At 69.8% G+C, this 26825-nt stretch carries 20 protein-coding genes; 4 read left to right on the top strand and 16 right to left on the bottom strand.

What is annotated here, in order from left to right; translation table 11 throughout:
- Window positions 1-18 precede the first annotated feature (18 nt).
- Window positions 19-1455: an MFS transporter gene (locus tag AB0H88_RS15275; RefSeq protein WP_357644610.1), complete on the bottom strand. Its 1437-nt coding sequence runs from the start codon at window positions 1453-1455 to the stop codon at window positions 19-21.
- A 128-nt stretch (window positions 1456-1583) separates the two neighbouring features.
- On the opposite strand from AB0H88_RS15275, the gene AB0H88_RS15270 reads away from it, so the two are divergent.
- Window positions 1584-2489, top strand: a complete 906-nt coding sequence (locus AB0H88_RS15270; RefSeq protein WP_357644608.1) for an SDR family oxidoreductase — start codon at window positions 1584-1586, stop codon at window positions 2487-2489.
- A gap of 31 nt (window positions 2490-2520) precedes the next feature.
- Here AB0H88_RS15270 and AB0H88_RS15265 read toward each other — a convergent pair whose 3' ends face one another.
- Window positions 2521-3132 carry a helix-turn-helix domain-containing protein gene (locus AB0H88_RS15265; RefSeq protein ID WP_357644606.1) on the bottom strand — a complete coding sequence of 204 codons (612 nt, stop codon included), beginning with the start codon at window positions 3130-3132 and terminating at the stop codon, window positions 2521-2523.
- A gap of 101 nt (window positions 3133-3233) precedes the next feature.
- On the opposite strand from AB0H88_RS15265, the gene AB0H88_RS15260 reads away from it, so the two are divergent.
- On the top strand, window positions 3234-4388 hold the full coding sequence (locus tag AB0H88_RS15260; RefSeq protein ID WP_357644604.1) for an acyl-CoA dehydrogenase family protein: 1155 nt from the start codon (window positions 3234-3236) through the stop codon (window positions 4386-4388).
- Between the two features lie 31 nt (window positions 4389-4419).
- On the top strand, window positions 4420-6516 hold the full coding sequence (locus AB0H88_RS15255) for an acetate--CoA ligase family protein (RefSeq protein WP_357644602.1): 2097 nt from the start codon (window positions 4420-4422) through the stop codon (window positions 6514-6516).
- A gap of 122 nt (window positions 6517-6638) precedes the next feature.
- On the opposite strand, the gene AB0H88_RS15250 is transcribed toward AB0H88_RS15255, so the two are convergent.
- Window positions 6639-7148 carry a VOC family protein gene (locus tag AB0H88_RS15250; RefSeq protein WP_357644600.1) on the bottom strand — a complete coding sequence of 170 codons (510 nt, stop codon included), beginning with the start codon at window positions 7146-7148 and terminating at the stop codon, window positions 6639-6641.
- 153 nt (window positions 7149-7301) lie between these two features.
- Between AB0H88_RS15250 and AB0H88_RS15245 the strand changes: the two genes are divergently transcribed.
- Window positions 7302-8618: an MFS transporter gene (locus tag AB0H88_RS15245; RefSeq protein ID WP_357644599.1), complete on the top strand. Its 1317-nt coding sequence runs from the start codon at window positions 7302-7304 to the stop codon at window positions 8616-8618.
- Between the two features lie 179 nt (window positions 8619-8797).
- Here the strand turns inward: AB0H88_RS15245 and AB0H88_RS15240 are convergent, their stop codons facing one another.
- The 13 genes from AB0H88_RS15240 to AB0H88_RS15180 form a co-directional block, all read right to left on the bottom strand.
- Entirely contained in the window at window positions 8798-9460 is a 663-nt protein-coding gene (locus AB0H88_RS15240; protein WP_357644597.1) for a haloacid dehalogenase-like hydrolase, read from the bottom strand.
- A 214-nt stretch (window positions 9461-9674) separates the two neighbouring features.
- Window positions 9675-11339 (bottom strand): energy-dependent translational throttle protein EttA, encoded by a 1665-nt coding sequence (ettA, locus tag AB0H88_RS15235; RefSeq protein WP_357644595.1) that lies wholly within the window; start codon window positions 11337-11339, stop codon window positions 9675-9677.
- 385 nt (window positions 11340-11724) lie between these two features.
- The gene (locus AB0H88_RS15230) at window positions 11725-12924 is read right to left on the bottom strand and encodes a cytochrome P450 (protein WP_357644593.1); all 1200 of its coding nucleotides are present in this window, start codon (window positions 12922-12924) and stop codon (window positions 11725-11727) included.
- 104 nt (window positions 12925-13028) lie between these two features.
- Entirely contained in the window at window positions 13029-13511 is a 483-nt protein-coding gene (locus tag AB0H88_RS15225) for a MarR family transcriptional regulator (protein WP_357644591.1), read from the bottom strand.
- 380 nt (window positions 13512-13891) lie between these two features.
- Window positions 13892-15184, bottom strand: coding sequence for a GGDEF domain-containing protein (locus AB0H88_RS15220; protein WP_357644589.1), 1293 nt, complete (start codon window positions 15182-15184; stop codon window positions 13892-13894).
- Window positions 15185-15617: 433 nt separating this feature from the next.
- On the bottom strand, window positions 15618-16739 hold the full coding sequence (locus tag AB0H88_RS15215) for a single-stranded DNA-binding protein (protein ID WP_357644587.1): 1122 nt from the start codon (window positions 16737-16739) through the stop codon (window positions 15618-15620).
- A 348-nt stretch (window positions 16740-17087) separates the two neighbouring features.
- A complete protein-coding gene (locus tag AB0H88_RS15210; RefSeq protein WP_357644585.1) occupies window positions 17088-18710 on the bottom strand; it encodes an ABC transporter in 1623 nt (540 codons plus the stop codon).
- A complete protein-coding gene (locus AB0H88_RS15205; RefSeq protein WP_357644582.1) occupies window positions 18707-21220 on the bottom strand; it encodes an AAA family ATPase in 2514 nt (837 codons plus the stop codon). The genes AB0H88_RS15210 and AB0H88_RS15205 overlap by 4 nt, the downstream gene beginning before the upstream one ends.
- The gene (gene cobA / locus AB0H88_RS15200; RefSeq protein WP_357644580.1) at window positions 21217-22449 is read right to left on the bottom strand and encodes a uroporphyrinogen-III C-methyltransferase; all 1233 of its coding nucleotides are present in this window, start codon (window positions 22447-22449) and stop codon (window positions 21217-21219) included. The genes AB0H88_RS15205 and cobA overlap by 4 nt, the downstream gene beginning before the upstream one ends.
- A 69-nt stretch (window positions 22450-22518) precedes the next feature.
- The gene (gene speB / locus AB0H88_RS15195) at window positions 22519-23532 is read right to left on the bottom strand and encodes an agmatinase (protein ID WP_357644578.1); all 1014 of its coding nucleotides are present in this window, start codon (window positions 23530-23532) and stop codon (window positions 22519-22521) included.
- Between the two features lie 10 nt (window positions 23533-23542).
- Entirely contained in the window at window positions 23543-24613 is a 1071-nt protein-coding gene (gene cobT / locus AB0H88_RS15190) for a nicotinate-nucleotide--dimethylbenzimidazole phosphoribosyltransferase (protein WP_357644577.1), read from the bottom strand.
- 21 nt (window positions 24614-24634) lie between these two features.
- The gene (locus tag AB0H88_RS15185) at window positions 24635-25477 is read right to left on the bottom strand and encodes a sirohydrochlorin chelatase (protein WP_357644575.1); all 843 of its coding nucleotides are present in this window, start codon (window positions 25475-25477) and stop codon (window positions 24635-24637) included.
- Window positions 25478-25542: 65 nt separating this feature from the next.
- Window positions 25543-26718, bottom strand: a complete 1176-nt coding sequence (locus AB0H88_RS15180; RefSeq protein WP_357644791.1) for an SAM-dependent methyltransferase — start codon at window positions 26716-26718, stop codon at window positions 25543-25545.
- Between the last annotated feature and the right edge of the window lie 107 nt (window positions 26719-26825).

The raw sequence follows: 26825 nt of genomic DNA, 5'->3' as shown, positions 1-26825 counted from the left end.
CCACCGTACCCGTCCCGGTCAGGTGGCCTTGCTCCGGGCCGTACAGGCCACCACGGTCAGGACCGAGATCACGACCGTGCACCCGAGCGCCCACCGGTAGCCGGTGACGAGCTGCTCCACGGCTAGACCGGAGACCCGCGAGAGCGTGCCGGCGAAGACCCGGTCGTGCAGCGCGGCGGGCAGCGGCGCGGTGATGAGGGACAGCGTCAGCGCGGTGCCCACGACCACGCCGGTGTTCTGCAGCATGAGCCGCATCGCGTTGACGATGCCCAGCCGGTTCGAGGGCAGTCCGTCCAGGATCGCGGTGGTGTTGGAGGGCAGGAACACTCCGGAGCCGAGTCCGATGAGCACCAGCGCGAGCGCGACCGTGGCATACGGGACACTCGACGAGATCGTGCAGAGCAGGAGTAACAGCCCGGCGGTGGTCGTGGCGGCCCCGGCTACCGCGAGCGTGCGCGGGCTCATTCGGCGCTGCAGCAGGCCCGAGCCCGCCGAGCCGATCATCCCCGCGGCGGCCAGCGGCAGCACCTTCAGCCCGGCCCGCACCGGATCGTCGCCGCGCACCGCCTGGAAGAAGAGCGCGACGAGGAACACCAGCCCGACGCGCGCGACGGAGTTGAGGAAGGACGCCAGCGTGCCGAAGGCGAAGCCGCGGTCCCGGAACAGGCCGATGTCCACGACCGGATGGGCGGCCCTGAGCTCCCTGACCACGAACAGCGGCAGCCCCAGCGCGAAGGCGGCCAGCCCGGCGAGGATCAGCGGGTGGGCCCAGCCGAGCCTGGTCACCTCCGACAGCGCGAGCAGCAACCCGCCCAAGGTGACCAGGACGAGCACGTTGCCCGGCAGGTCGAGACCGCGATCGCGCCCGGCGGGCTCGACCCGTCGCAGGACGATCGCGCCCCACACCAGGCAGGCCAGCCCGAGCGGCACGTTGTACCAGAACACCCAGCGCCAGCCGAGCTGCTCGGCCAGGAAGCCGCCGAGCGTGGGCCCGGCGAGCTGGGCGATCGAAAAGGAGGCGACATAGACGCCCATCCCCTCGCCGAGCCGCGAGCGGGGGAAGGCGTCCGTGACCAGGGCGGCGCTGTTGGTCAGCAGCATGGCGGCGCCGGCGGCCTGTAACACCCGCAGGGCGACGATCGTCCAGGCGTCCGGCGACAGCCCGGCCAGCAGCGCCGCGAGCGTGTAGGTGCCCAGCCCGCAGAGGTAGAGCAGGCGCCGCCCGAACATGTCGGCCAGCCGGCCGAAGACCACCATGAGCACGGTGTTGGTCAGCTGGAAACCGAGCAGGATCCAGCTCGCGGCCGTGGCGTCGGCGTGGGTGCTCCTGGCGATCTCGGGCAGGGCGACATTGATCGCGCTGCCGCCGAGCCCGGTGAGGACACTGGCCAGGCTCACCACCGACAGGGTGCGCCAGGCGTACCGGACCTGCTCCCGTTCCTCGACTACGGTCACCTCGGGGCCTGTCCTTTCTAGATTTCAATACTAGAATCTAGTTCGCATCGGCAGGCAGTCAAGGATCGAGGTGCGACATGAGCGGGATAGTGACATGAGCGGGATTGCGACATGAGCGGGATTGCGACATGAGGGGGATCGTCGAGGGTCGCGTGGTGATCGTCACGGGCGCGGCCAGGGGCATCGGGCGCGGGCACGCGCTCGAGTTCGCCCGACAGGGCGCCAAGGTCGTGGTCAACGACCTGGGCGCGGAGGTCGACGGCACGGGCTCGTCGGACGCCGCCGCCGCGGTGGTCGAGGAGATCGAGGCGCTGGGCGGGGAGGCGATCGTCAACGGCGAGGACGTCTCCGACTTCGACGGGGCGGCCCGGCTGGTCCAGGCGGCCGTCGACCGCTTCGGCGACCTGCACGTGCTGGTCAACAACGCGGGCATCCTGCGTGACCGGATGCTGGTCAACATGACGGCCGAGGAGTGGGACGCGGTCATCAGGGTGCACCTGCGCGGGACGTTCGCGCCGCTGCGCCACGCGGCGGCCTACTGGCGGGCCAGGGCCAAGTCCGGAGAGCGGGTGGACGCGCGGATCATCAACACCACCTCGTCCTCCGGTATCTACGGCAATCCGGGGCAGGGCAACTACGGCGCCGCGAAGGCCGGCATCGCGGGCCTGACGGTCATCGCGGCCAAGGAGCTGGAGCGCTACGGCGTGACCGTGAACGCGGTCGCCCCGGCGGCGCTCACCCGCATGACGGAGAACCTCGCCCCGACCGGCGCCGGCTCATCGAGCGCCGACCCCGACGACATCGCGCCGCTGGTGGTCTGGCTGTCCAGCGCCGAGGCCAGGGGCATCACCGGGCGGGTGTTCAACGTGCGGGCGGGGGTGATCAGCGTGGCCGAGGGCTGGCACGCCGGTCCGGCCGTCGACAAGGGCGGCCGGTGGGACCCGGCCGAGCTGGGCGCGGTGATCCCGGCCCTGGTCGACAAGGCCGCGCCCAACGCGCTGACCAACGGCCAGATTCCCGGGCGGGAGAGCTGACCGGTGCGCGCCATGGATGTGCTTGGGGTGATCAGCCCTCCGCCAGCACCCTGAGTGGGTCGAGGCGGCGGATCAGCGTCATCGCCGCCTCGATCACCTCGCGGGCGGCGTCCTCGGTGTCACTGGTGGCGACCTCGCGGGCCGCCTCACCGATGATGCTGGTCAGCGCGGCGACGGTGAACCGGTCGAGCGGGTCGGCGCCCGCGCCGAGCAGCACGGCGTTCTGGCGTACCCACTCCCGGCCCCGGGTGCGGCGGACCAGCTCGAAGCCCGGCGGTCCGTCGCCGTCGATGAACAGCCGGACCCGGTCGCGCCGCTCCCACGCGCCCGCGAGGTAGGCCCGCGCCCCGGCGATGAGCAGCTCGACGGGGTCGTGGACACCTGCCTGCTTGGCCCGCGACACGCTGGCGGCCGCGGCCTCCTCGTGCGCCGCCTGGTGGTCCTCGTAGAGCGCGAGGAACAGCTCCGTCTTGCCCCCGAAGTGGTGGTAGAGGCTGCCGACGCTGGAGCCCGCGCGGGCCACGACCTCGGAGACGTTCGACTCGGCGAAACCATGCTCGCTGAAGACCTCGCGAGCCGCCGTCAGCATGCTCTGGCGGGTCTGGGCCGTACGGCTCCACTCCCACGACGACTTCCGTGCCATGTGCCCTATCGTACCGGGGTGAATTCTAGAATTTGATTCTTGACAGGTATGCGCCCCGACTGGCTTCCTAGAGGAACGTTCTAGAAATTGGGGAGGCGGTCATGGACTTCTCGCTCAGCGCCGAGGAGCGTCAGATCCGCGACACCGTACGCTCCTTTGTCGAGAAGGAGATCATGCCGCTGGAGCCGGAGGTCCTGCGCAACGAGCGCGAGGGTCGTCCGGCACTCGCCCCGGAGGTCCTGCGCGACCTGCGGGCCAGGGCGAGGAAGATGGGCTTCTGGGGGATCAACACGCCCGAGGAGTACGGCGGAGCCGCGCTGGGCCCGGTCATGTCCGCGATCATCGTCATGGAGCTGGGCAGGACCTTCGTCCCGTTCATGTTCGGCGGCAGCGCCGACAACATCCTCTACGCGGGCACCGCCGAGCAGCAGGCGCGTTACCTGCTCCCGACGATCGAGGGCGAGCGCCGCTCCTGCTTCGCGATCACCGAGCCGGGCGCGGGCTCCGACGCGCGCAACATCCGTACCCGCGCGGTCCGTGACGGCGCCGAGTGGATCATCAACGGTGAGAAGACGTTCATCACCGGCGGCAGCGAGGCCGACTTCGTCATGGTGTTCGCCGTGGCCGAGCCGTACGGCGTGAGCTGTTTCCTGGCCGACCGCGACATGGGCTGGACGTCCGAGCCGATCCCGACCATGGGCGAATGGGGTCCGGCATCGCTGGTGTTCCAGGACGTCCGGGTGCCCGAGGAGAACATCCTCGGCGAGCTGGGCAAGGGCTTCGAGCTGGCCATGCAGTGGATCGGCCAGGGCCGCTACATGATCCCGGCGCGGGCCATCGGCTCGGCCGAGCGCATGCTGGGGATGGCCATCGACTACGCCAAGATCCGCAAGTCGATGGGGCAGACGATCTCCGAATACCAGGCGATTCAGTGGATGATCGCCGACTCGCAGGTGGAGATCGAGGCGGCCAAGTGGCTGACCCTGTACGCGGCCTGGCGGGTGCAGGAGGGCCTGGACGCCCGGCACGCCGCCTCGATCGCCAAGCTCAACGGCGCGGTCATGGCCAACCAGGTCGTGGACCGGGTGCTGCAGATCCACGGCGGCATGGGCTACACCAAGGAGCTGCCGATCGAACGCTGGTATCGCGAGCTGCGCCTGCTGCGCATCTTCGAGGGCACCGACGAGATCCAGCGCCGTACGATCGCCCGCAATCTGATCAAGGGCCACGCCCGCCTGGGCACCATCGGTGAGTGAGCCGTTGGGGAGTGAGCCATTGGGGAGTGGTATGTCGGTAGAGGCGCTGTTCAACCCGGGATCCATCGCGCTGGTCGGCGCCACCGACAAGTCGGGGTGGTCGATCAGCACACTGCTCAACCTGCGTACGTGCGGCTTCGCCGGGCCCGTGCACCTGGTCAATCCGCGCGGCGGGACCGTGCACGGCGCGCCCGCCCACCGGAGCCTGGCCGAGGTGCCCGCGCCGGTCGATCTGGCCTACGTCATGGTCCCGACGGCGGCGGTGCTGGGGGTGCTGCGGGAGGGGGCCAAGCTGGGGATCCGGTGTTACGTGATCCTGACGGCTGGCTTCGGGGAGGCGGGGCCCGAGGGCGCCCGGCTGGAGTCGGAAATTTCGGCTTTTGCCGAGGAAAATGATCTGACGATCCTGGGGCCGAACGGGAACGGCTACATCAACGCCGCCGCCGGCATCACCCCGTACGGACTGCCCATCCCCCAGCCGCTGCTGCGCGGATCGGTGGGCGTGGTGCTGCAGAGCGGCGCGCTGGCCAGCTCCGTGCTCGGCTTCGCGCAGGCCCGCAACGTCGGCATCAGCCTGCTGACCTCGATGGGCAACGAGTCGGTCGTGAGCGTCACCGACGTGGTCGACCATCTCGTGGACGATCCCGCCACCAAGGTGATCGCGCTGTTCCTGGAGACGATCCGGGATCCGGCGGAGTTCTCCCGCGTCGCCAGGCGGGCGCTGCTGGCGGGCAAGCCGATCGTGGCGCTGAAGATCGGCCGCAGCAGGCTCGCCTCCCACACGGCGCAGGCCCACACCGGCGCGCTGGTCGGCGACGACGACGTCATCGACGCCGCCCTGCGGCAGCTCGGCGTGATCCGGGTCCGGTCCCTGGAGGATCTGGTCATCACGGCGGGGCTGCTCGCCTCCGTGGGACCGCTGCCCGGACGGCGCGTCGGCGTCGTCACGCCGTCGGGCGGCGCATCGGAGATCATCGCCGACCGGGCCGAGGACGAGGGTCTGGAGCTGCCGCCGTTCGCGCCGTCGACCGTGGCGCGGCTGGCAGAGATCGTCCCGTCCTTCGGCACCGTGCAGAACCCGCTCGACGTGACCGGCTACGTGCTGATCGACCGGACGCTGCTGGGCCGGGCCCTGGAAGCGGTGACCGCCGATCCGGGGATCGACCTGGTGATGCTGCTGTCGGAGCCGCCTCGGGTCGCGCCGCCGGACCCCGCTCCGGTCTTCGCCCTGTACGCGGCCAGCGCCCGGCGGATCGCCGAGTCGCCGGTACCGGTCGTGGTGGTGAGCAACGTGCTGACGGACGTCACGGAGTTCGGCCGGGCGGTGCAGGAGGAGACCGGGTTTCCGTACGTGGTGGGCGGGATCGAGCACGGGATGTCCGCGATCGGCGCGGCCGTCCGCTGGTCGGCGGCCCACACCCGCGCCCTCGCCCTCGCCGCCCCGGCTTCGGCTTCGGCTGGAGCGCCCGCTGCGGCCTTGGTCGGGGCGGCCGGGGTGTGGGGGGAGCATCGCGCCGCTGCCCTGCTGGCCTCGGCGGGGGTGCCCGTCGTGCCGTCGGAGCTGGTGGGCGATGAAGTGGCGGCGGTCGCGGCGGCGGAGCGGTTCGGGTTCCCGGTGGTGCTCAAGACCGCCGCCGAGGGCTTGGGCCACAAGAGCGACCTCGGCGGCGTACGGCTGAGGCTCTCCTCCCCCGACGAGGTACGGCTGGCCTACCGCGACGTGGTCGCCGCGCTGGCCGGAGAGGCGGCCGTCCTGGTGCAACCGCAGCGTGACGGCGGGGTGGAGCTGCTGGTGGGCGTCGTGCGAGATCCCGCCTGGGGTCTCACTCTGGCCGTGGGGCTGGGCGGTATCTGGGTGGAGGTGCTGCGTGACACGGCCCTGCGGATCCTGCCGGTGGACGCCCGTTCGGTGCGGGAGGCGCTGACGGAGTTGCGCGGGGCCGCGTTGCTGCGGGGCGTCAGGGGTGGCGAGGCCGCCGACCTCGACACGGTGGCCGAGGTGGTGGCGCGGGTGGCGGCGTTCGCTGAGTCACTGGGTGACCGCCTGGAGTCGCTGGAGATCAATCCGTTGCTGGTCAGGGGGTCCCACGTGGAGGCTCTGGACGCGCTGGTGACGTGGCGCCCCTGATGGACCACGACGCCGTTCCGTCCCAGAAGGGCTGCGTCTCCGGCGTGGGCCTCGGTACGGGCTTCATCGGCCTCCCCAATCTAGTTCTAGAATGAAACTCTAGATTTAGATTCGGGCGAACCTCAAGGGCTGGGGATTCCGTTGCCATTGCGGCCGCGGCCGTCGAGCACGTCGTCCAGCGACGGCCGGGGCTCCGCGCCGCGAGGACCCGCCTGGGCCAGCTGGATCAGCACGCCGTGCGCCTCCTTGGGGTGCAGGAACACCTCACGCCAGCGCTGGTCGCGAACGTTCAGGCCGTGGAGCCGGTAGCCGCGCCCGGTCAGCCTGGCCACGGCGGCGTCGAGGTCGTTGACGTGGAAGTTCAGGTGGTGGACGCCGCCTCTGCCACGGGTCAGCTCGAAGAAGCTGTCGAAGAAGTCCGACCCGGCCAGCGGCTCCATCAGCTCGACCTTGCCGCCGCCCTCATAGGTGAGCTGCAGGGTGCGGTAGCCACTCGAACGATTGTCGCCACCGCCGCCCAGGTGGCGGCCCCCGAGCAGGTCGCGATAGATCGGCAGCAGGTCCCGGATGCGGGGCGCCGCCACGGCCGTGTGGTCGAAGGTCACCTCTAGCCCGTCCAGTTCGAGGTCCACACTGACTCCCTTCCTAGAATTCGATTCTAGATCTTAGCGGAGCGACCCGCACTCTTGACGTCGGGCGTTGTGAGGAGCAGCATTTCAGAAATGGATTCTAGAGCTGTCTTCTAGAACTCATGACGGGGGCCTGTACGACGAGAAAGGCGAGTCATGAGGCTGTCCTACGTCCGCGAACTCGACGAGTACCCCACCGGCGCCCGACGCATGAAAATCCTCACGATGGCCGTGCTCGCCATCCTCATCGGTTCCTACGAGGCGCAGATCGCGCCGGTGGTCCCGCTGCTGCTCAAGGACCTGCACATGACGCTGGCCACCTACGGCGCCGTGTCCGGCGCCGCGGCCATCGCCGGGGCGATCGCCTCCATCCTGGGCGGACGGCTCACCGACCGGGTCGGCCGGGTACGGCTGCTGGTGCCCCTGATGATGCTGACCGCCGTGTGCTGCTTCGTCATGACGCTCGTGCACAGCCCGCGCGACCTGCTGCTGGCCCGCATCCTGCTGGCGTTCGTGGACGGTGTGGCCATGGCCAGCACCGCGCCTCTGGTACGCGACTTCTCACCGCGACTCGGCCGGGCGCAAGCGTTCGGCTTCTGGACCTGGGGACCGGTCGGCGCCAACTTCCTGGCCGCGGCCATCGCGGGCTGGACGCTGCCGATCTTCAACGAGTCATGGCGCTCGCAGTTCGTCATCATGGGCTGCTTCTCGCTGGTGATCTCGTTCGTCATCGCCTTCAACATCGCCGACCTCTCCCCCGAGCTGCGGGCCAGGATCCAGCACACCGAACAGGCCGCCACCCAGGTGGTCGACCTCAGCCAGCCGGCCCGCCTGCGCTCGCTGTTCGCCAGGCGCAACATCTGGGCGCACGTGGTGGGCATCTCGCTCTGGCTGGTGCTCTACATCACGCTGTCGTTGTTCGGGCAGACGATGCTCGTCGGCGCGCTCGGCATCAGCACCGCCCAGGCGTCCACCATCATGGCGGCCTTCTGGAGCCTGAACCTGATCACGCTGATCATCACCGGTCGTCTCTCGGACCGTACCCAGCTGCGCAAGCCGTTCTCGCTGGGCGGCACGATCGCCGCGGTACTCGTCACCGCCTACCTCGCCGTCTCACTCGGCCAGGAAGGCATCTCGACGGGCACGCTCATGCTGGTGGGCGCACTACTCGGCGGCTCGCTCGGCGTGGCGTACGCGCCCTGGATGGCCAACTACTCCGAGGACGCGGAGGACGCCGACCCGCGCCTGCAGGGCACGGCCTGGGGGCTGTTCGGGTTCCTCTCCAAGGGCATCGCCGTGATCGGCCTGGTCATCATCCCGCGGGTGGTCGAGGCCACGAACTGGCAGACCTGGCTGTTCATCTCGCTCGGCTGCCTGATCCTGTTCATTCCGGCGATCGTCCTGTTCAACGGCCCATGGCGCCGCCCCGCCCGCACCCCTGTAGCCGTCGCCCTGGGGAAGGCCGAAGGCTGACCACCCTCGTGGATGCCGAAAGGCTGACCACCCTGGGCGGGCCGAAGGAACGGCCGCGCTGGGGGCCGAAGGAACGACCGAGCTCGGCAGACCGGAAGGGACAACACCCTCGCTGGACCGATGGGACGACTACGACAAACTCGCGGTCCGCTACGAGGCAACCGTCCTCGTCGCGGCCATCAACGAGTGGCTGTGACCAAGCGGCTCAAGACGGGCAGCACCCCTCGTAGGTCGCCGCCGTCCACCGTGACGGTCGCCGCCGCCCGCGCTCCAGCCGAGGCATTGAACGCCACACTCAGCCCGACGGAAGCGAACAAGGGCAGGTCGGAGCGGCTGTCTCCGACGGCCCCGCACGAGCGGAGAGCCAACCCCAGCTCTCGGACCTGCGCGAGGGCGAAATCTCGTTTGTCGTACTCGTCGAAGTGGCAGGCCACGCGGCCCGTGAACCGGCCGTCGGCGGCCTCCAGTCGAGGTCCGCTGTACGCGTGGAAGCCGAAGCGGTCAGTCAGGTAGCGGCCGACCGGCGACCAGGCGAGGGTTGCCAGCACGGGCACCAACCCGTTCCGCCAACACCAGCCCACGGTCTCCGTGATGCCCGAAACCAAGGGAAACCCATCGAGCCAGCCAGAGACTTGTTCTTCGGGCACGCCCGCCCAGCCCTTGGCATCCAGCTCGGAGACTTGTCGATTGTCCAGGTCGCCCGAGGCGTAGGCGTCCTCGGCCTTGGCCAACTCGTCCCGATGGCCAAGGAAGCCAGCCAGAAAGACCGAAGAACTCGTGCCTGGGACGAGGGTGCCATCGACATCGAAGAATACGGCGCCCACATGATCGGATGAGAACACCGACCAAGGATGTCACTGCTACGCGAGACGCCAGATCGGGGCCCCCGTACTTTCGATACATGCCCTTAGAGGGAAGAACGCCCAGCCACGACTGGCGGCACGCGCTCCGCACAAGGGTGCGGCTCACCGGGCTGGGCCTGAATCATCGGGAAAACGCCCGCCCCGGGCCGGGAGCGTCGAGGAAACTCGTGCGCTCCCGGGCCAGGTGCGGAAGTCAGTCGCGGTGGAGCTTGCGGTAGGTGATCCGGTGGGGGCGGGCGGCGTCCGCGCCCAGGCGCTCGATCTTGTTCTTCTCGTAGTCGGCGAAGTTGCCCTCGAACCAGAACCAGTTCGACCCTTCCTCCCACGCCAGGATGTGTGTGGCGATGCGGTCGAGGAACCACCGGTCGTGCGAGGTGATGACCGCGCAGCCCGGGAAGTCGAGGAGCGCGTTTTCCAGCGAGGAGAGCGTCTCGGTGTCGAGGTCGTTGGTGGGCTCGTCGAGCAGGAGCACGTTGCCGCCCTGCTTGAGGGTGAGCGCCAGGTTGAGACGGTTGCGCTCGCCGCCCGACAGGACGCCGGCCTTCTTCTGCTGGTCGGGCCCCCTGAAGCCGAACGCCGCGATGTAAGCGCGGGACGGCATCTCGACGTTGCCGACCTTGATGTGGTCGAGCCCGTCGGAGACGACCTCCCAGACGTTCTTGTTCGGGTCGATGCCGCCGCGGCTCTGGTCAGCGTAGGAGATCTTGACGGTGTCACCGACGATGATCGAACCGGTGTCGGGCGTCTCACTGCCGGTGACCATACGGAACAATGTGGTCTTACCGACACCGTTGGGGCCGATGATGCCGACGATGCCGTTGCGCGGCAGGTCGAACGTCAGCTTCTCCATGAGCACCCGGTCGTCGAACCCCTTGGTGAGGTCCTCGGACCTGATCACCGTGGTGCCGAGACGCGGACCCGGCGGGATCTGGATCTCGTCGAAGTCGAGCTTGCGGTGCTTGTCGGCCTCGGCCGCCATCTCCTCGTAGCGCTGCAGACGCGCCTTGCTCTTGGTCTGGCGGGCCTTCGGGTTGGAGCGGACCCACTCCAGCTCGTCTTCGAGGCGCTTCTTACGCTTGACGTCCTTCTGCCCCTCGACCTTGAGGCGCTGTGTCTTGGCCTCCAGGTAGGTGGAGTAGTTGCCCTCGTAGGCGTAGGCGCGGCCGCGGTCGAGCTCCAGGATCCACCCGGCGACGTTGTCGAGGAAGTAGCGGTCGTGGGTGACGGCGAGGACGGTGCCCGCGTATTTCTCCAGGTGCTGTTCCAGCCACTGCACACTCTCGGCGTCGAGGTGGTTGGTGGGCTCGTCGAGCAGCAGGAGATCAGGGGCCTCCAGCAGCAGCTTGCACAGGGCGACGCGGCGGCGCTCACCACCGGACAGCGTGGTCACGTCGGCGTCCGGCGGCGGGCAGCGCAAAGCGTCCATGGCCTGCTCGAGCTGGCTGTCGACATCCCACGCGTTGCGGTGCTCAAGCTGGTCCTGCAGCTTGCCCATCTCGGCGAGCAGCTCGTCGCTGTAGTCGGTGGCCATCTGCTCGGCGATCGCGTTGTAGCGCTCGAGCATCTCCAGCGTCTCGGCGACGCCTTCCTGGACATTGCCCAGGACGGTCTTCTCCTCGTTGAGCGGGGGCTCCTGCTGGAGCATGCCCACGGTGAAACCCGGCATGAGTTTGGCGTCGCCATTGGACGGCTGCTCCAGGCCGGCCATCATCCGGAGCAGCGTCGACTTTCCGGTGCCGTTCGGACCCAGGACGCCGATCTTGGCTCCGGGCAGGAACGACAGCGTGACGTCGTCAAGGACAACCTTGTCGCCGTGCGCCTTGCGCACGCGCTGCAGCGTATAGATGTACTCCGGCATGGCATCTAGCTTAGGGGCTCTCGACCCGGGCTTCCGCCGCTCCACCGGACGCGCCCCACCTGACGGTCAGCGTGGCCGTGGCTCCGCAGGGTGTTGGCCATCGGCAACCGGCGTGATCCCGAACTGGGGTTGTCGCCACGGAGACGACCTCGTCCGCCGCACCACAACCCGAGATCGGCACGCCACAACCCCCAACTCCTTGGGGCCGTCCGTACGGGTGATCGTCGTCTGATCGGCCGGGCCACGGGTGATGTCGGCCACCGCATCCAGCTTCACCAGCTGGATCCCATCGCCGGACACACCCGTGGCCGACCGTTGACGCGAGGGACGCCGTCCTCGACGAGTTGCTTGCGCACCTTGAGCAGGCGACCCCACGCGCAAATGGTCAGATCAATCGAAGGCGGCGCACTCCTGCCATGGTCGGCGTGGGCATGAAGTCCACGGGGTCGTTCGGATCGGTGCGCAGGGGGTTGAACCGGTCGAGCAGGATGTTCAGGGCGACCCGTCCCTCCAGCCGGGCCAAGGGGGCGCCCAGGCAGAAGTGGATGCCGCGGCCGAAGGCGAGATGCGGGTTGGGGTCACGACCGGGGTCGAAGACGTCGGGGTTGGGGAACTGACGAGGGTCTCTGTTGGCCGGTCCGGGCCAGACCATGAGCAGTTGATCGGCCGGGATCGTCACGCCGCCCAGTTCGGCTTCGCGGGTGGTGGAGCGGCCGAGGGCGGCGAACGGGGTGAAGAAGCGGAGGGATTCCTCTATGACGGCCGGGATCGAGGCGCGGTCGGCCCGTACCTTGTCCTGCTGCTCGGGAAAGGCGTCCAGGCAGAGCACCGTGTTGCCGAGGAGCATCGTCGTGGTGATGTGTCCAGCGAGCAGGAGGATGATCGCGAAGTTGACCACTTGGATGTCGGGGAGGCGTTCGCCGTCCACCTCGGCCTCGACCAGCCTGGTGAGCAGGTCGGCGCGCGGCTGTCGTTTGCGCTCTGCGGCGTGGCCAGCGAGATAGGCGGACATTTCATGCCACGGTCGTAGTGAGGCCTGAATGTCCGCGTTCTGTTCTTCTGTGGGCTTGGCGAGTGAGATCTTGGCGTCGCGCTGGAACAGCGCATCTGCCCACTGTTTGAACAGGGCGCGATCGCTGCTGGGCACACCCAGTAGTTCGGCGATGACGATGACCGGAAGCGGGTAGGCCAGATCGGTCACGAGTTCCAGCCGGCCGCGTTCCTGCGCCGCGTCTAGCAGTTCGTGGGTGAGGGCGGCGATCCTCGGCTCGAGATCCGCGACGACCTTACGGGTGAAGGCGCTGCTGACCAGCTTGCGCAGCTTGCCATGCTCCGGCGGGTCGATCTGGGTGATGAAGCCCTCCATCGAGAATTCCTCGGCGTCCGGCATCAGGCCCTTGGGGATCACGCGCATGGTGTCGGAGGAGAACGTCGCCGGGTCCCCGAGGACCTCCTGCAACTCCGGGTAGCCGTAGACGTTCCACATTCCGGTGTCGGCGTCGTACTCGACCGGCTGACCCGATCGCGGCCCGTGCAGCCAGAAGTGCTGTTTGGGGATGTTGTACCTCTCGACGATGTCGGTCATCGCCTCTCCCTTGGCAGTAGATCCCTTTTCGGTTGTGGATCAGTTCCTGAAAGATCGAGATGTACTTCGTGCCGCCACGACGCGCGCCTCAGCGTAGGGATGCGTCAGTTACCACTCTGATCCTCCTCACCCGACTTCTCGCGATAGTCCTGCCAGCGCTGGAGGAATCCGTCCGCATCGTGCTCGATGAAGGCGAAGAACTCCCGGGACTCCTCCAGCCGCGCCCGCTGGTCGCGCCGGCCCTCTCCGACGATCGACAACCCGAAGTCCAATGTCTCCAGGCCGAACCCCACCCCGCCCAGCTGAACCCTCAGGACGTGTTCCCATCCCCCGCCGGCCGTCTGGTAGCGGTGCTCACGGCTTGACGTGGGAACGCGCTCGATCATCCCGGCGCCCTCCAGTTGTCTGGCCACCGTGCTGATCGCGGTCTTGCTCACATCGAGCTGGGCGGCCAGATCAGTGAGCGACTGGTGCGAGGGGTCACAGATCATCAGCCACGCATACACGCGGCCCATCGTCCGCGTCCCGCCCAAACGCTCCATGACCAGACCCATTCGGTCGACGAACTCGGCCTCCTGCGGCTCCATCTATGCGAACTCCAGCATTATCGTAAAGTACGTACTTGACGAAGTGTACGTACTGCCTGAGCATGCAGCAACAGCCAGAAGGACACATAAGCCCCCGACTTCGGCGCTGGGTTCAGGTTGCGGGCTGGAGAATCGCGGTGCGACGCCATGCGGCGGCCTCTTCAGGAGGACGCCAGGCAGCGGGCTGCAGAAGTCCGGTGCGACGTCACGCGGCGACCTCACCAGAAGGACATCAAGCAGCGGCCCGCCGAAGCCCACTGCGACGCCAGGCAGCAGACCCCTCATAAACACCTCAGGGGCAGCGGCCCGCCGAAGCCCGGTACGACGCCAGGCAGCGGGTCCTCCAGGAGGGCATCACACGACGAGGGCTTCGGGGGAGGTCAAGCGGCGGGGTCTTCGGGGAGGGCGGGTGGCGGTGGTTGGATGACGGGGACGCAGACGCGGTCGCGGCCGAGTTCTTTGGCGCGGTACAGCGCCAGGTCGGCGGCGGCGAGCAGTTCGATCAGGTCGTCGCCGTGGACGCTCATCAAGGCCACGCCTGCCGAGATGGTGACAGAGATCATCGCCTCGTCCGCCGGGACGGACATGCGGCCGATGCAGTAGCGAAGGCGTTCGGCTACTCGGCGGGCCTCGTGGATGTCGGCGCGGGGCAGGAGGACCACGAACTCCTCCCCGCCGAAGCGGCCCACCACGTCGTAGTCGCGCAGTTGGCTGCGGAGGGTGGCCGCGACGCCGACGAGGACCTGATCGCCGGCCAGATGGCCATGAGTGTCGTTGACCCGTTTGAAGTGGTCGATGTCGATGATCAGGAGGGCGAGCGTCTCGCCGGTGCGGCGGGCGCGGACGATCTCAGTGTCGGCCTCTCGCTGCCAGGCGGCGGCGTTGAGCAGGCCGGTCTTGGCGTCGGTGCGGGCCGCCGCCTGGAGCTGGGCGTGCAGGAGGCTGCGCTGGAGCAGGACGACCGGCGGCAGGGCGAGGAGCAAGAGGGCGAGGTTGAGCCCGCAGGCGATCGCGACCGTGACGCCGAGGCAGAGCTCCACGACGTCAAGGAGCACGCTCTCCCTGTTCCAGAGCACCTCGCGCCAGGAGATGTCGGGATTGGCGGTGTGTGCCGCGATCGCGATGAGGATGGTGTTGAGCAGGGCGAAGAGCACGGCGGAGCCGATCGCGAAGAGGATCGGGGGCCCGCTGCCCCGCGAGAGCACCGCCGAGTCAGGTACGAGCCAGTGGAACGTCACGGACGCCGTACAGGCAGCCAGCCCGATGACCGCCGCGCTGCACACCCGGCGATAGAGGACCGTCGCACGGACCCGCCATTGCAGCAGGATCTGCAGCACGATCGGCGCGAACAGCGAGTAGGCGGGCGGCAGCAGCAGCGCCACCGGCAACCACCACGCCGACAGCAGGTCGCGGGAGACACCGGCGGGCATGCCCAGGCGCCTGGTGGCCTCGATGCAGACCGCGCCGCAGCCCATGAGAGCGGCGAACATCAGCAGCTGTGGCCACCGGAGTTCGGTAGATGTCGTGAAATAGACGGTTACGGCGAGATTCAGGATGACGATCCCGCTCAGGTAGTAGAGAAGCGGACGACGTTGTCCGAGCAGCGGCCAACGATCGGCCAGCGTTGAAACACCGTTACGAGGCTTGACCGAGGCGTGACTGGTCGCCGCCATCTCGTCCCCTCCCTGATTAACGATGTGTAACACATTAATTGCGGAGTGTGCGTTGCGCGATGGGAACCAACTACGTTTGACGTTGTGACCACATACGTGCTGTAGTCGGCGAATGACCCGCTCACTCCGCGAGCGGACCGTGCTGGAAAGGAGCAGCCATGGTGCAGGGCGTGACCTGGACCTGAGAGACGCTCTAGCCATCTGACACCCGGCAACACCATCGGCCGAATTTTCGGTGCCACCCTGTGGGGCTTCATGGCATCACCGCGTACGGCCGGTGACCCCTCCCTCCCTTCCCGCTCACCTGCGGGCGCATGAGCGGGCACCGGCTTGATCGACCGATGCTCCGCTCATGCGTGAGCCGTTGTGCCGCAGGAGCCCGCTACGCCGCTGGTCGCTCCACGCCGCTACGCCGCCGGTCGCTCCTCATCCGTTACGCCGCTGCTCGCTCCTCCGTCGGCCAACCAGCGTCTTCCGCCTCGGTCTCGTTGTCGTCAGCACCCAGGATTCGTACGGTCGCGCCGCTGCCCGGGCGGGCTGCCGGAGACAGGGCGCCTCGGGACTGGGACCTCGTTGACGCCGCACCCCTTGACGCCGCGCTGGCAGGCGCGGTGCTGGCAGGCGCAGAGCCAGTTGACGCCGCACCCCTTGATGCCGCACCTGCTGACGCGGTGTCGGTGGGCGCGGCGTCAGTTGGCGAGTCAGCGGTGGGCGAGGTGGCGCTCGGTGAAGTGGCGGATTGCTTGGCGCTGGGCTGCCTGGTGGCGGTGGGGCCGCTCTGCTGGGTGGCGTCTGCCGTAGTGGTGCTTTCGAGGGCGCGGAGGCGACGGGAGCCGGTGTCGCGCACGCTGGCGGATATCTGATCCTTGATGCTGTGAGTCGGCGCACGTTCCTCCTCGACCGTGCCGCTCTCCCCGGACGAGCGGGGCGGCGAAGTCGGGCGATCCTGCTGGGATGCCGTGTGGTTTCCCGATGCCATCACCTCCTCTGCCAAGGCCGGCGTCGCCGCCGAACGGTCAGGGCGGCGCTTCTGCTCCTCCGCGACGCGGGGTGCGGAACCTTCGGCCGCCTGGGTATCTACTCGGGTTGTTGTCGTGAGGCGGTCGGGGGCGGGGTTGGCGCCCAGGGCCCAATCCTGGGTTTCCTCGTCCAGGCGGTCGCGCATCTCCTTGCTCACCGAACCGGTGCCGCCGCCGCGCTCCGGCTTGGCGAAGACGCCCGTGCCCCAGCGCAGGTCGTGGCCCACCGAGTTGGCCTCGACCTCGGGCATGAAGCGCCGGTCGCCCTCGGGGCCGAACTCTCTGATGCGGAGCTTGCCGGAGACGACCACGGGCTGTCCTACCTGCACGGATTTGGCGACGTTGTCACCGAGGGCGCGCCAGCAACGGACGGCGAAGCACACCCGCTCCCCGTCGGCCCACTGTCCGGTCTTCTTGTCGAAGTAACGGTGGGTGGTGAGCACCCGGAGTGAGGTCACCCTGGCCCCGTCGTCGAAGCTGTATTGCCGTGGCTCTGCTGCGACGTTGCCGGTTAGCGTGATGTAGATATCGTTCATCCCGTTTCCTCCCCTGTGGCGGGCGCGGTGCCCGCGACCTGGGAATACGGTGCCTCAGGCAGGCATGGGCGGGCGGGGCCGAACGGGGTTCTGTGGACAGCGTCACCTTGAGGACGACTGCCTGTGGAGGAAGCCACTTCTGAGGCGACTGCCCGCGGACGAAGCCACCTCTGAGGCGACTGCCCGCGGACGAAGCCACCTCTGAGGCGACTGCCCGCGGACGAAGCCACCTCTGAGGCGACTGCCCGTGGACGAAGCCACCTCTGCGACTGCCCGTGGAAAGGGGCCAGGCGAGGCACTTCGAAAGCTGAAGCGCCGTAAGAAAAGGCCGTCCAGCCTACAGAGGAGTCAGCCGGACAGCCCACGCATCGCGCTGTAGAAGGCGTGGTGGCGGCCCAGTTCGCGCTCCACCGGCTCCACCACCATGGTCTCCGACACCGCGGCCACCCGTCGGCGCATCTCACGTTCCAGGCGTTCGCGTTCCCTCGAGGCCCCGAGCACGACGAAATTGCGTGACGCGATGCCCGACAGCGCCCCCAATCCCAGCACGGAGGCCATCATCAGCCCCACCCAGGGCAGCGCGGCACTGTCGCCGAGCAGCTGGAGGGACGCGGGGAGCTGGCCGGGGACGGTCAACCCCACCGCCAGCCAGGCGAGCCCGCCGACGAAGGCTCCGACCAGGAAGTACTGCCAGATCTTCAGTATCCGCCACCAACCCGGGACCCGGTCGAGCTCGGGCGCGACCTCCGTGAGGTCCTCGGTCAGCACCTTGGGCAGCTGGCTGGAGCGGGAACGGGCCGCTCGGTGCACCGCCGTACGCCACACCGGCTGCATCCCGACCGTCAGCCCGTCGGCGAGCGCCTGGACGGCGTTGGACACCTCGGCGGCCTGCGCGCTCACCGAGCCGGTCGTGATGCCGCGGATCTCGTCGCTGACATCCTCCAGGCGCAGTGACTTGAGCGGGTCCGGACGGAACTTGGCCAGCCAGCGCGGGTACGGCCAGCCCACCCAGCGGTTCGACCGCTCGGCGTAGACGTTCTCCATGGCCTCGCCCACGGCCGGAACGCCCACGGCGTCGCAGAGCGCGTCCGTCAGGCCGAGCCTGCGGGCCTCATCGACCGACGCCGGCGCGGAGAGGGCCTCGCCGAGCGGCATGGTCTCGGTCAGGCGTCGCTCCAGCCTGCGCAGGTCGGCTTCGATCTTGTGGATGGCCGCCCGCCGCCGGGTGACCGCGCCCGAGATGACGCTCTTGAGGCTGTCGATGCCCCGGCCGCTGACCGCTGAGGTGGGCACCACGCTGGGGTGTTCGACGCCTTCGCGGCGGAGCAGGTCGTTGAGGTCGATGACCAGCTCGGCGAGCTCCTCGGTGGACAGCTTGTCGGCCTGGTTGAGCGCGAACACGGTCATCGCGTCGTGCCCGGCCAGGTCGGTGACGTAGCGCCGGTGTGTGGAGGCGTCGGCGTACTTCTGCGGGTCGAGCACCCACACCACCAGGTCGGCCAGGCCGATGAGCCGGTCGGCCTCGGTGTCGGTGAGCGCCCGGATCGAGTCGTGGTCGGGCAGGTCGAGCAGGATCAGCCCGTGGAGCTGGCTCTCACCCTTGTCCAGCGCGCTGGCGCGGGCGAAGCGGTGGCGCCACTGGATCTGCAGCCAGTCGAGCAGCGGCGCGGCGCCCTCCAGCCCCCACACGCAGGCGTGGGTACGGGCCGTGGTGGGCCTGCGTACGCCCGTGGGCGAGAGCTCCAGCCCGGAGATCGCGTTGAACAGGGACGACTTGCCGCTGCCGGTGCCACCCGCGAGGGCGACCACGGTGTGCTCCGACGACAGCTTGAGCCGGTCGCCGGCCCGCGTCAGCAGCGCGCTCGCCTCGGAGAGCACCTTCTGGTCGAGCCGCCCAGGGCCAAGCTCAACGATCTTGGTCAGCGCGGTCAGCCGCGGGGCCAGGCCCGGCCTGGTGGTGACGGCGGTCATCGAGCGACCTCGAGGTTGTACGTCGCCTGGTAGAGGCGGGTCGCGGTGGACTCGTCGGGTATCCCGGCCGAGTCGAGCGCTTGCACGTAACGCATGGATTCCTCGTCGAACAGCATGCCGATCCTGGCTCGCAGGTCACTGAGCGCCTTGGCGCCGATGCCGCGCAGCGACTCGGCGCCGAGCAGGGCATTGACCAGCCGGTGCGGCACGCCTTCGACGGTGCCGCCGCTGAACATCGCAACCATGAAGATCAACGATAGCGAGTCGGCATCGAATGACACGAACTTGGACACCGACCGCTTGGCCACGCCTTCCGTGCGGACGAGCTCTGTGACGTGCTCCTGCCAGGCGGCGATGGCCCGGGTGGCATGCCGTACGAGCTCGTCGGAAGGACGTTCGAGGCCCGCGCTGATCGTGCCGCCCAGCTCCGAGCGGTGCCGCCAGCGGGCGACCACCTCCTCGGCGGCGCGGTGGGCGGCGGCGACGATCACCGACTCCAGACCGGCGCGCAGCGCCGCGCGGAACGCCGTGACGCGCTCGGGCGCCTGCCTGCCCGACCTGCCCCGCTTGCGGAACTGGATCGTGCGCATGAGGTCGCCGGACCCGGCGAAGTCCTGCCAGCGGGCCAGCACCTCACCGTGGACGAGCATGCCGTTCCTGGTCGCCTTGTCGATCTCGGCGAGCGCGCTCATGTAGGCCGCCTCCACGTCCGCGCGCAGCTCGGTGCGGAACGCGACCTGCCCCTCCAGATGCCTGGCCAGGGCGGGGACGCGGGTGCGGAAGCTGTCGAGCACACCGTTGAGCGTCTCGTGTACGGCCTGCGCGCGGCGGTCCTCGTCTACGGAGAGCTCGGCCAGCCAAAGGCGCAGATCGGTCATCTCATGATCGGGCAGCCTGCCGTCGACGACCTTCGTCTCGCCGATGACGAACCGGTCGACCTCGCCCAAGCCGTATTCGCTGAGCATCCTTCCGAAGTGCTTCAGCACGACCTCACGCGCCTTGGGCTGGACGCGCGAGAGCACGATGGCCAGCCGGGCACCGCGCTCCTTGGCCAGCCGCAGGAGGCTCCAGGCGGGGGCGTCGGCGTAGCGGGCGGCGGTGGTCACGAAGATCCACAGGTCGGCGGCGTCGAGCATGCGGTGGGCGATCTCGTGGTGCTCCTCGACGACCGAGTCGATGTCGGGGGTGTCGAGCAGCGCGACGCCCTGCGGCAGCTTCTCGGTCGCGACCACGACCAGGCTGCCGAGGCCGTCCTCGGGCGACGGCTTGTCGATCCGCCGCATGCCGCCGAGCAGGTCGCCCTTGGTGAACCACTGCCGGTCGTCCGGGTGGCAGACCAGCACGGGGATGCCGGTGGTGGGCCGTCGTACGCCAGTGCGGGAGATGTTCTTCTCGGCGAGGGAGTTGACCAGCGTGGACTTGCCCGCGCCGGTCGAGCCCGCGACCACGATGAGGGCGGGCGCGGTGTTCGTCCGTACTCTCGGGAGCACGTAGTCCTGAAGCTGGACGAGCAGGTCGGCGCGGGCCCGCCTGGCCTCGGCCGCGCCCGGCAGGTCCAGGCCGAACCGCAGGTCGGACACGCTTTCGCGAAGCGCGTTGAGCGCCGCCGTCAGCGCCGCGACCGCTTGGGGAGGCAGCGGCTCGAACCGCGGTGCGGGGGGCTTCCCACCGGTGGACTTTCCCACGCCGGCGGCCTCTGCGGAGTCATCGTGTACAGCCTGCGCGGCCAAGTCTCGTTCGGCCTGCGGGTCCGGGAAGTGCCAGGCGGACGGCTGCGAGGCGGCGTCAGCCGATCCCTCAGGCTCGTCCTCGGCAGACTCGTCGCTCTCCGCAGGCTCGTCCTCGGCAGACTCGTCGCTCTCCGCAGGCTCGTCCTCGGCAGACTCGTCGCTCTCCGCAGGCTCGACCCGCGCCTCCGGCTCATCGAGTGTCAGGAACCCGGCCGGCTGCTCAGGCTTATCGGTCTCCGCCCGCGCCTGCTGCTCCGCGAGCTCCGCCCGTGCCTCCGCCTCGTCGAGCTCCCTGAGCCAGGCCGGCTCCGCGGGCTGGTCGGGTCCTGCGAGCTCGGCTGATTCCGCAGGCTCCTCGTCAGACAGAGCCTCAGACTCCTCCAGCTCCGCCCGCACGTCAGGCTTCTCGTCAGCCGAGTCGTCCAACTCGGCCGACGCCTCCGGCTCTTCCGGGTCCGACGCGCCGGCGTCGCCGTCGCCGTCGCCGTCGCCGTCGCCGTCAGCGTCAGCCGACGCCTGAGGCCCGTCAGGGGGTTCCTCGGACGACTCCTCAAGCCCCGCCGGTTCCTCGGACGACTCCTCAAGCCCCGTCGGCTCGTCGGGAGACTCTCCGGCCGGAGCCGGGGCCTCCTCGGCCGCGGAGGCCTGCGGTGGCGCCGCGGACTCGTCTTCGGTCGCGGCGGTCGGTGGTGGCGCCGCGGACTCGTCCGTGAAGGCGCGGAAGCTCAACGTCTGCTCCCCAGGCGACTCCTGCCGCCCGTCATCCATGGCCGTGTTCACGGCCGACGCTCCGCTCGAACCATCTCGACCTCCTGGCCGACCCTTACGACGTCGCCGACGATGACGATCGCCGGCGGCCGTATACCAGCCGCGGACACGCGGTCGGCCACGGTGGAAAGTGGAGCCACAACCGCCCGCTGGGTCGGAAGAGTACCGTCCTGTACCACCATTACGGGAGTCTCCGGAGGGCGTCCATCTCTCAGGAGTGCTTCGGCCACCTTCGCCAGCCTCTCGACGGCCATCATGAGCACCAGCGTGCCCTGCGAACGGGCCAGCCCCGGCCAGTCGACGGTCGACCGGGCGTCGTCCGGCGCGACGTGCACGGAGATCACGTGAAACTCCTGGCTGACCCCGCGATGCGTCACCGGAACCCCGGCTGAGGCGGGCACCGCCACGGCGCTGGTGATGCCGGGAACCACGAGCACCGGGATGCCCGCGTGGGCGCAGGCGATCATCTCTTCGCCGCCGCGCCCGAACACGAACGGGTCGCCGCCCTTGAGCCGGACCACGAACTTGCCCTGCCTGGCCCGGTCGACGAGCAACTCGTTGATGGACTCCTGCGACAGCGACCTGCCGTAGGGGACCTTGGCGGCGTCGATGAGCTCGACGTCGGGCGCCAGCTCGTCGAGCAGGGCGCGGGGCGCGAGGCGGTCGGCGACCACCACGTCTGCCTGCGCGAGGAGCTGCCGGCCGCGCACGGTGATCAGCCCGGGATCGCCGGGGCCGCCGCCGACCAGGGCGACGCCGACGGGCTTGGTGCGGCTGCGGCGGGCGTCGACCGTGCCGTCGCGCAGCGCGCCCACGACCGCGTCCCTGATTCCGGCCGCCCTGCGCGGGTCGCCACCGGCGGTCACGGCCACGGTGATCTCGTCCACCCGCCCGGAGGCGGGCGTCCACGCGGCGGAGGCGTCCTTGTCGTCGGCTCGCACGCACCAGATCCGCTTGGCCTCGGCCTCGGCCGCGACGGCGGTGTTGACGGACTTGTCGTCGGTGCACGCCTGGACGAGCCAGGCTCCGTCGCAGTCGCCGACCTCGTAGGGGCGGGCGTGCCAGATGACCCGGCCGGAGGCGATCAGGTCGTCGAGCGCGGGTGTGACGCTCGTGGACACCACAGTGACCTCGGCGCCTGCCTCCAGCAGGGCGGGCACCCTCCGCTGCGCGACGCGACCGCCGCCCACGACGAGGACCCGGCGCCCGGAAAGCCGCAGGCCGAGGAGGTAGGGGCCCATGCTGGGGAATCTCCCGTTCGCGAAGCTTGGTGTGTTAAGAGGTAAACCTACCGGGTCTTACCGAGAGATTTATCGGCCGTCAAGAAGCGGCTGGTGAGGATCCCAGCGGGGCCCGCCATTATCGTCCTTCCGGCGTCTGGCCATCGCTGACAGCGCCTCAAGGATAACCCGGTTCCCGAGGAACGCGGTGATGTCCGCGTGATCGTACGGCGGAGCCACCTCGACCACCTCCATGCCGGCCACCGGCAGTTCGTAACAGATCCGCCGGACCGAGTCGAGGAGTTGCCTGGCCGACAGCCCACCCGGCTCGGGGGTGCCGGTGCCGGGGGCGTGCCCGGGGTCGCAGACGTCGATGTCGACGGACAGGAAGATCTGGTCGCACTCGTCGAGCGCGATGCCGAACGCCTCCGTCAGGCACTCTTCGAGCCCCCGGGTGACGATCTCGGTCATCTCGTACGAGCGCATGTTCTGCTCGGCCATCCAGCCGAGTGTCTCGGGACCCGGCCAGTAGCCGCGCAGCCCGATCTGCAGGAACCGGTCGCCGCGGATGGCGCCGGACTCGATGAGCCGGCGCATGGGCTGGCCGTGGCCGTACAGGTGACCGAAGGCGATGTTCCCCGTGTCGGCGTGCGCGTCGAAGTGGATCATCGAGGTCCGGCCCGGTTCGTACGCCCTGGCGGTGCCCCTGGCGTCGGGCAGCGCGACCGTGTGGTCGCCGCCCAGGACGAGCGGCACGGCCCCGGAGGCGGCGACGCGGTGGACCGCGTCCTCGATGGCGGCCAGCGAGGACTCGACGTCGCCGGAGTAGCACTCGACGTCGCCCGCGTCGAGCACGCGCAGGTCCCGCAGCGCGTCGACGCGCAGGGCCAGGCTGGGCCTGGAACCGTCGTGCGGCAGGTAGCAGGCCTGACGCAGGGCCATCGGGCCGAACCTGGCCCCGGGACGGTTGGAGGTGCCGCCGTCGAACGGAGCCCCGATGATCACTACGTCGGCCCCCGCGTACGTCGCGGGGTCGCCGACATCGCACCGCTCGACACCGAGGAAGGTGACATCGGGCCCGTACATGGGGCCGTATCTCGACATGGCCCCATCATCACACGTGTTTTTCGGTCACTCCCGCCGAGTCGAAGGTGGCGACCTCGTGCATGACGCGCACGGCGGCGCAGACGAGCGGGTGGGCGAGCAGCCCGCCGGTGCCCTCCCCCAGCCGCAGCTCCAGGTCCACCATGGGGCGCAGGCCGAGGTGTTCGAGGGCGGCGGTGTGGCCCACCTCGGCCGAGCGGTGCCCGGCGACGCAGTGGTCCAGCGCGGCGGGGTCGAGCGCCGCCGCCACCAGGGCGGCCGCCCCGGCGATGACCCCGTCGAGGATCAGCGGCACGCGGGCCGCGGCGCCGCCGAGTATGAAGCCCACCAGCGCCGCGTGCTCGAACCCGCCCACGGCGGCCAGGGCCCGCAGGGCGTCGTTGGGCAGGGACATGACGGAGTTGACGCCGTTCACCCGCAGCGCCTCACGGATCACGCTCACCTTGCGGGCATGCGTCTCGTCGTCGATCCCGGTCCCCCGGCCCGTCACGTCGGCCGGGTCCCGGCCGGTGAAGGCGGAGATCAGCGCGGCGGAGGCGGTGGTGTTGGCGATGCCCATGTCGCCGGTGATCAGGCAGCGGGCGCCGCCCGCCACCAGCTCGCGGGCCACCGAGATGCCGGCTTCCAGAGCTTGTACGGCCTGATCCACGGTCATGGCCGGCCCCGCGGCCAGGTCGGCCGTACCATAATCGATCTTGCGCTTCACCAGGCCCGGCGCGTCGGGCAGGTCCGCCGCGACGCCCACGTCGACCACGGTCACCGTCGCGCCGACCTGCTTGGCGAAGGCGTTGGCCACCGCGCCGCCGGACAGGAAGTTGGCCACCATCTGGATCGTGACCTCCTGCGGCCACGGGGTGACGTTGCGGGCGTGGACGCCGTGGTCGGCCGCGAAGATGGCCAGGGCCGCCGGGACCGGCATGGGCGGCGGGGTGGTGCCCGCGGCTCCCGCCAGGCGTACCGCGACCTCTTCCAGCGCGCCGAGCGAGCCGCGCGGCTTGGTGAGGCGGTCCTGGTAGGCCCGGGCGTCGGCGATGGCGCGCGGGTCGGCGGGGCGAATCGCGGCGAGCGTCTCAGCGAGCACGGCTTACCTCCGGGTAGGGGATCAGGGGACCAGTTGGAGCGCTTCCTCGTAACGGTCGATGACGACATCGGCCAGGGTCTCGCAATCGCCGATCACCTCGGCGCAACGGATGTCGAGATCGGGGTGGCCGGCGCCGTAGGCCAGCGCCTGCGCCCACACGCGCTCCAGCATCCCGCCCGCGAACAGCAGGTACGGGACGACGATCACCCGCTTGGCGCCCAGCCGGCGGCAGCGCTCGAGCCCGCCGGGCACCCCGGGCGGCGTGACCGAGACGAAGGCGGTCTCGACCGTCATGAAGTCGTAGGCGTGCGTCTCCCAGAACAGCCGCGAGACGCGGTGGATCTCGGCGTTGGCCGCCGGGTCGGTGGAGCCCTCGCCGACCAGGACGACCGCGGTCTCCCCCGGCTCGACGTGGAGGGGCAGTTCGGTGGCCGCCGGGTCGACGGCCCGCAGCCGGGGCCGGCCGCCGACCAGCTCCAGCGGGCGCAGCTTGGGCATCTCGGTGGCGGCGTCGTTGAGGCGCTCGGCCAGCAGCGCGAGCACGCGGGGGTCGGGCCCGAGCGGGCGGCCGTAGTCGCACATGAGGGTCGGGTGGCGTTCCTGCACCCTGGCCATGGCGGCGGGGAACTCCGCGCCCACCCTGCTGAGGCTCAGCGGCAGCGCCACCAGACGGTGGTGTCCCCGGGCGACCAGGGAGGCGACGGACTCGCTCACCCGGGGCGTGGCCCGCTCCAGATAGCCTCCGGAGACGTCGGCGGCCCGCTGGTCCAGGCGGCATCGGAGCCTGTGGACGAACCTGCCGAACTCGGCGGAGTCGGCGTCATCGTTCGAGCCCTGCCCGATGAGCAGGAGCGGGGGCTTCATTGAGGGAATCTCCGGTGCGTAGGCAAGACACGCGAGGATAACCGATGCGTGCCGGGTGAAACAGGTCACGCCACACGCGAGGGGGTCGCGTGTACGACGAAGACAGGGTCGGCCGCGGCCAGGCTATGCGATCCGTCCGGCTGAATGGTGAGCTTTGAGGCGATTATCTGCGTGCCCTCGGCACGATAGCCGTGCTCGCGGAGCCGGTCGAGCACCGCGGAGACCCGTTCGACCGTCTTCAGCGCGCAGACCAGCGTGCGTGGCCGGCGGGCGGCACAGGCCACGATGACGTCGGTTCCGCCCCCGCCGACGAACACCGCGTCGGGATCGGGCAGTGGTTCGAGCGCCGGTGGCGCCTGTCCCCTGGCCAGCGCCACTTTGACGCCGTGTTCGAGTACGGTGGCGCGCAGCCGGGCGCAGGCCGCCTCGTCCCGCTCGACGGCCACGACGGCCGCGCCGAGCCGGGCGCACTCGACGGCGATCTCGCCGGAGCCCGCGCCCACGTCCCAGACCAGGTCGCCGAGCCGGGGGCCGAGATTGGCCAGGATGTACGCCCTGACCTCGGCCGGGATCCAGCTCGCGAACGGCAGCGCCCATTCGGCCGGCCCCGGCTGCGCGCCCGCCACCCAGCCGGGCTCCCTGGCCTGGTGGAGGGGGTCGATGACGAGCACCACGTCGGGGTCCTTCCACGGCCGGGTGGTGGCCTCGCCCATGCGGCTGTGGGTGACCCGCTCGTCGGGCCCGCCGATGTCCTCGCAGACGATCAGCTCGCGCGGGGTCGTGGGCGCCAGCTCACGGGCGATGTCACCGGGCCCGACGCCGGGCGCCACCAGCAGGGCCACCTTGGGGTGCGCCCGGCAGGCGTTGACGACCCGGTTGAGCTGGTGCGGACCGGCCGGGGCCACGACGAGCGCGTCCTCCCAGTTGAGCCCGGCGCGGGCGAAGGCGCGGGTGACGAGCGAGGTGGCGGGGAGTACGTCGGGCTTGAGCCCGTGGGCGCGCAGCCTGCGCACCACGCCGAAGAAGCCGGGATCACCCTCGGCGACCACCACGGCGGCGCCCTCGCCCTGTTCGAAGTGGCTGTCGAGGGTCTGGAGCAGCGACCCGTCCGCCACGACCGAAGCGGTCAGCCCGAGCTGCCCGATGATGGCGTCCGGCCCCACCACGAGCGCCGCCCCGCGCAGCCGCTCGACCGCTCTGGCCGACAGCTCCGATCCGTCCCACCCGACCACCGTGATCATGCGCCTCACCGCCTCACCACTAAGGGTGACGGGTGCCACGGTGTTTCACAAAGGGTACGAACGCCTGTCCGGTGTGCCTGTCCGCACGAACCACCCCGTCCTGCCCG

The sequence above is a fragment of the Nonomuraea sp. NPDC050680 genome (assembly GCF_040654555.1).
Lineage (GTDB): Bacteria > Actinomycetota > Actinomycetes > Streptosporangiales > Streptosporangiaceae > Nonomuraea.
The sequence above is the reverse complement of the archived record's forward strand: the minus strand, read 5'-3'. Positions and strand labels throughout refer to the sequence as shown.

Bases quoted from the DNA above. Each gene is read 5' to 3' on its own strand.
- speB (WP_357644578.1), bottom strand. From the start codon at position 23,532: ATGTCGAGATACGGCCCCATGTACGGGCCCGATGTCACCTTCCTCGGT.
- AB0H88_RS15180 (WP_357644791.1), bottom strand. From the start codon at position 26,718: ATGATCACGGTGGTCGGGTGGGACGGATCGGAGCTGTCGGCCAGAGCG.
- AB0H88_RS15245 (WP_357644599.1), top strand. From the start codon at position 7,302: ATGAGGCTGTCCTACGTCCGCGAACTCGACGAGTACCCCACCGGCGCC.
- AB0H88_RS15215 (WP_357644587.1), bottom strand. From the start codon at position 16,739: ATGAACGATATCTACATCACGCTAACCGGCAACGTCGCAGCAGAGCCA.
- ettA (WP_357644595.1), bottom strand. From the start codon at position 11,339: ATGCCGGAGTACATCTATACGCTGCAGCGCGTGCGCAAGGCGCACGGC.
- AB0H88_RS15255 (WP_357644602.1), top strand. From the start codon at position 4,420: ATGTCGGTAGAGGCGCTGTTCAACCCGGGATCCATCGCGCTGGTCGGC.
- AB0H88_RS15230 (WP_357644593.1), bottom strand. From the start codon at position 12,924: ATGACCGACATCGTCGAGAGGTACAACATCCCCAAACAGCACTTCTGG.
- AB0H88_RS15220 (WP_357644589.1), bottom strand. From the start codon at position 15,184: ATGGCGGCGACCAGTCACGCCTCGGTCAAGCCTCGTAACGGTGTTTCA.
- AB0H88_RS15225 (WP_357644591.1), bottom strand. From the start codon at position 13,511: ATGGAGCCGCAGGAGGCCGAGTTCGTCGACCGAATGGGTCTGGTCATG.
- AB0H88_RS15270 (WP_357644608.1), top strand. From the start codon at position 1,584: ATGAGGGGGATCGTCGAGGGTCGCGTGGTGATCGTCACGGGCGCGGCC.
- AB0H88_RS15185 (WP_357644575.1), bottom strand. From the start codon at position 25,477: ATGAAGCCCCCGCTCCTGCTCATCGGGCAGGGCTCGAACGATGACGCC.
- AB0H88_RS15210 (WP_357644585.1), bottom strand. From the start codon at position 18,710: ATGACCGCCGTCACCACCAGGCCGGGCCTGGCCCCGCGGCTGACCGCG.
- AB0H88_RS15265 (WP_357644606.1), bottom strand. From the start codon at position 3,132: ATGGCACGGAAGTCGTCGTGGGAGTGGAGCCGTACGGCCCAGACCCGC.
- AB0H88_RS15260 (WP_357644604.1), top strand. From the start codon at position 3,234: ATGGACTTCTCGCTCAGCGCCGAGGAGCGTCAGATCCGCGACACCGTA.
- cobA (WP_357644580.1), bottom strand. From the start codon at position 22,449: ATGGGCCCCTACCTCCTCGGCCTGCGGCTTTCCGGGCGCCGGGTCCTC.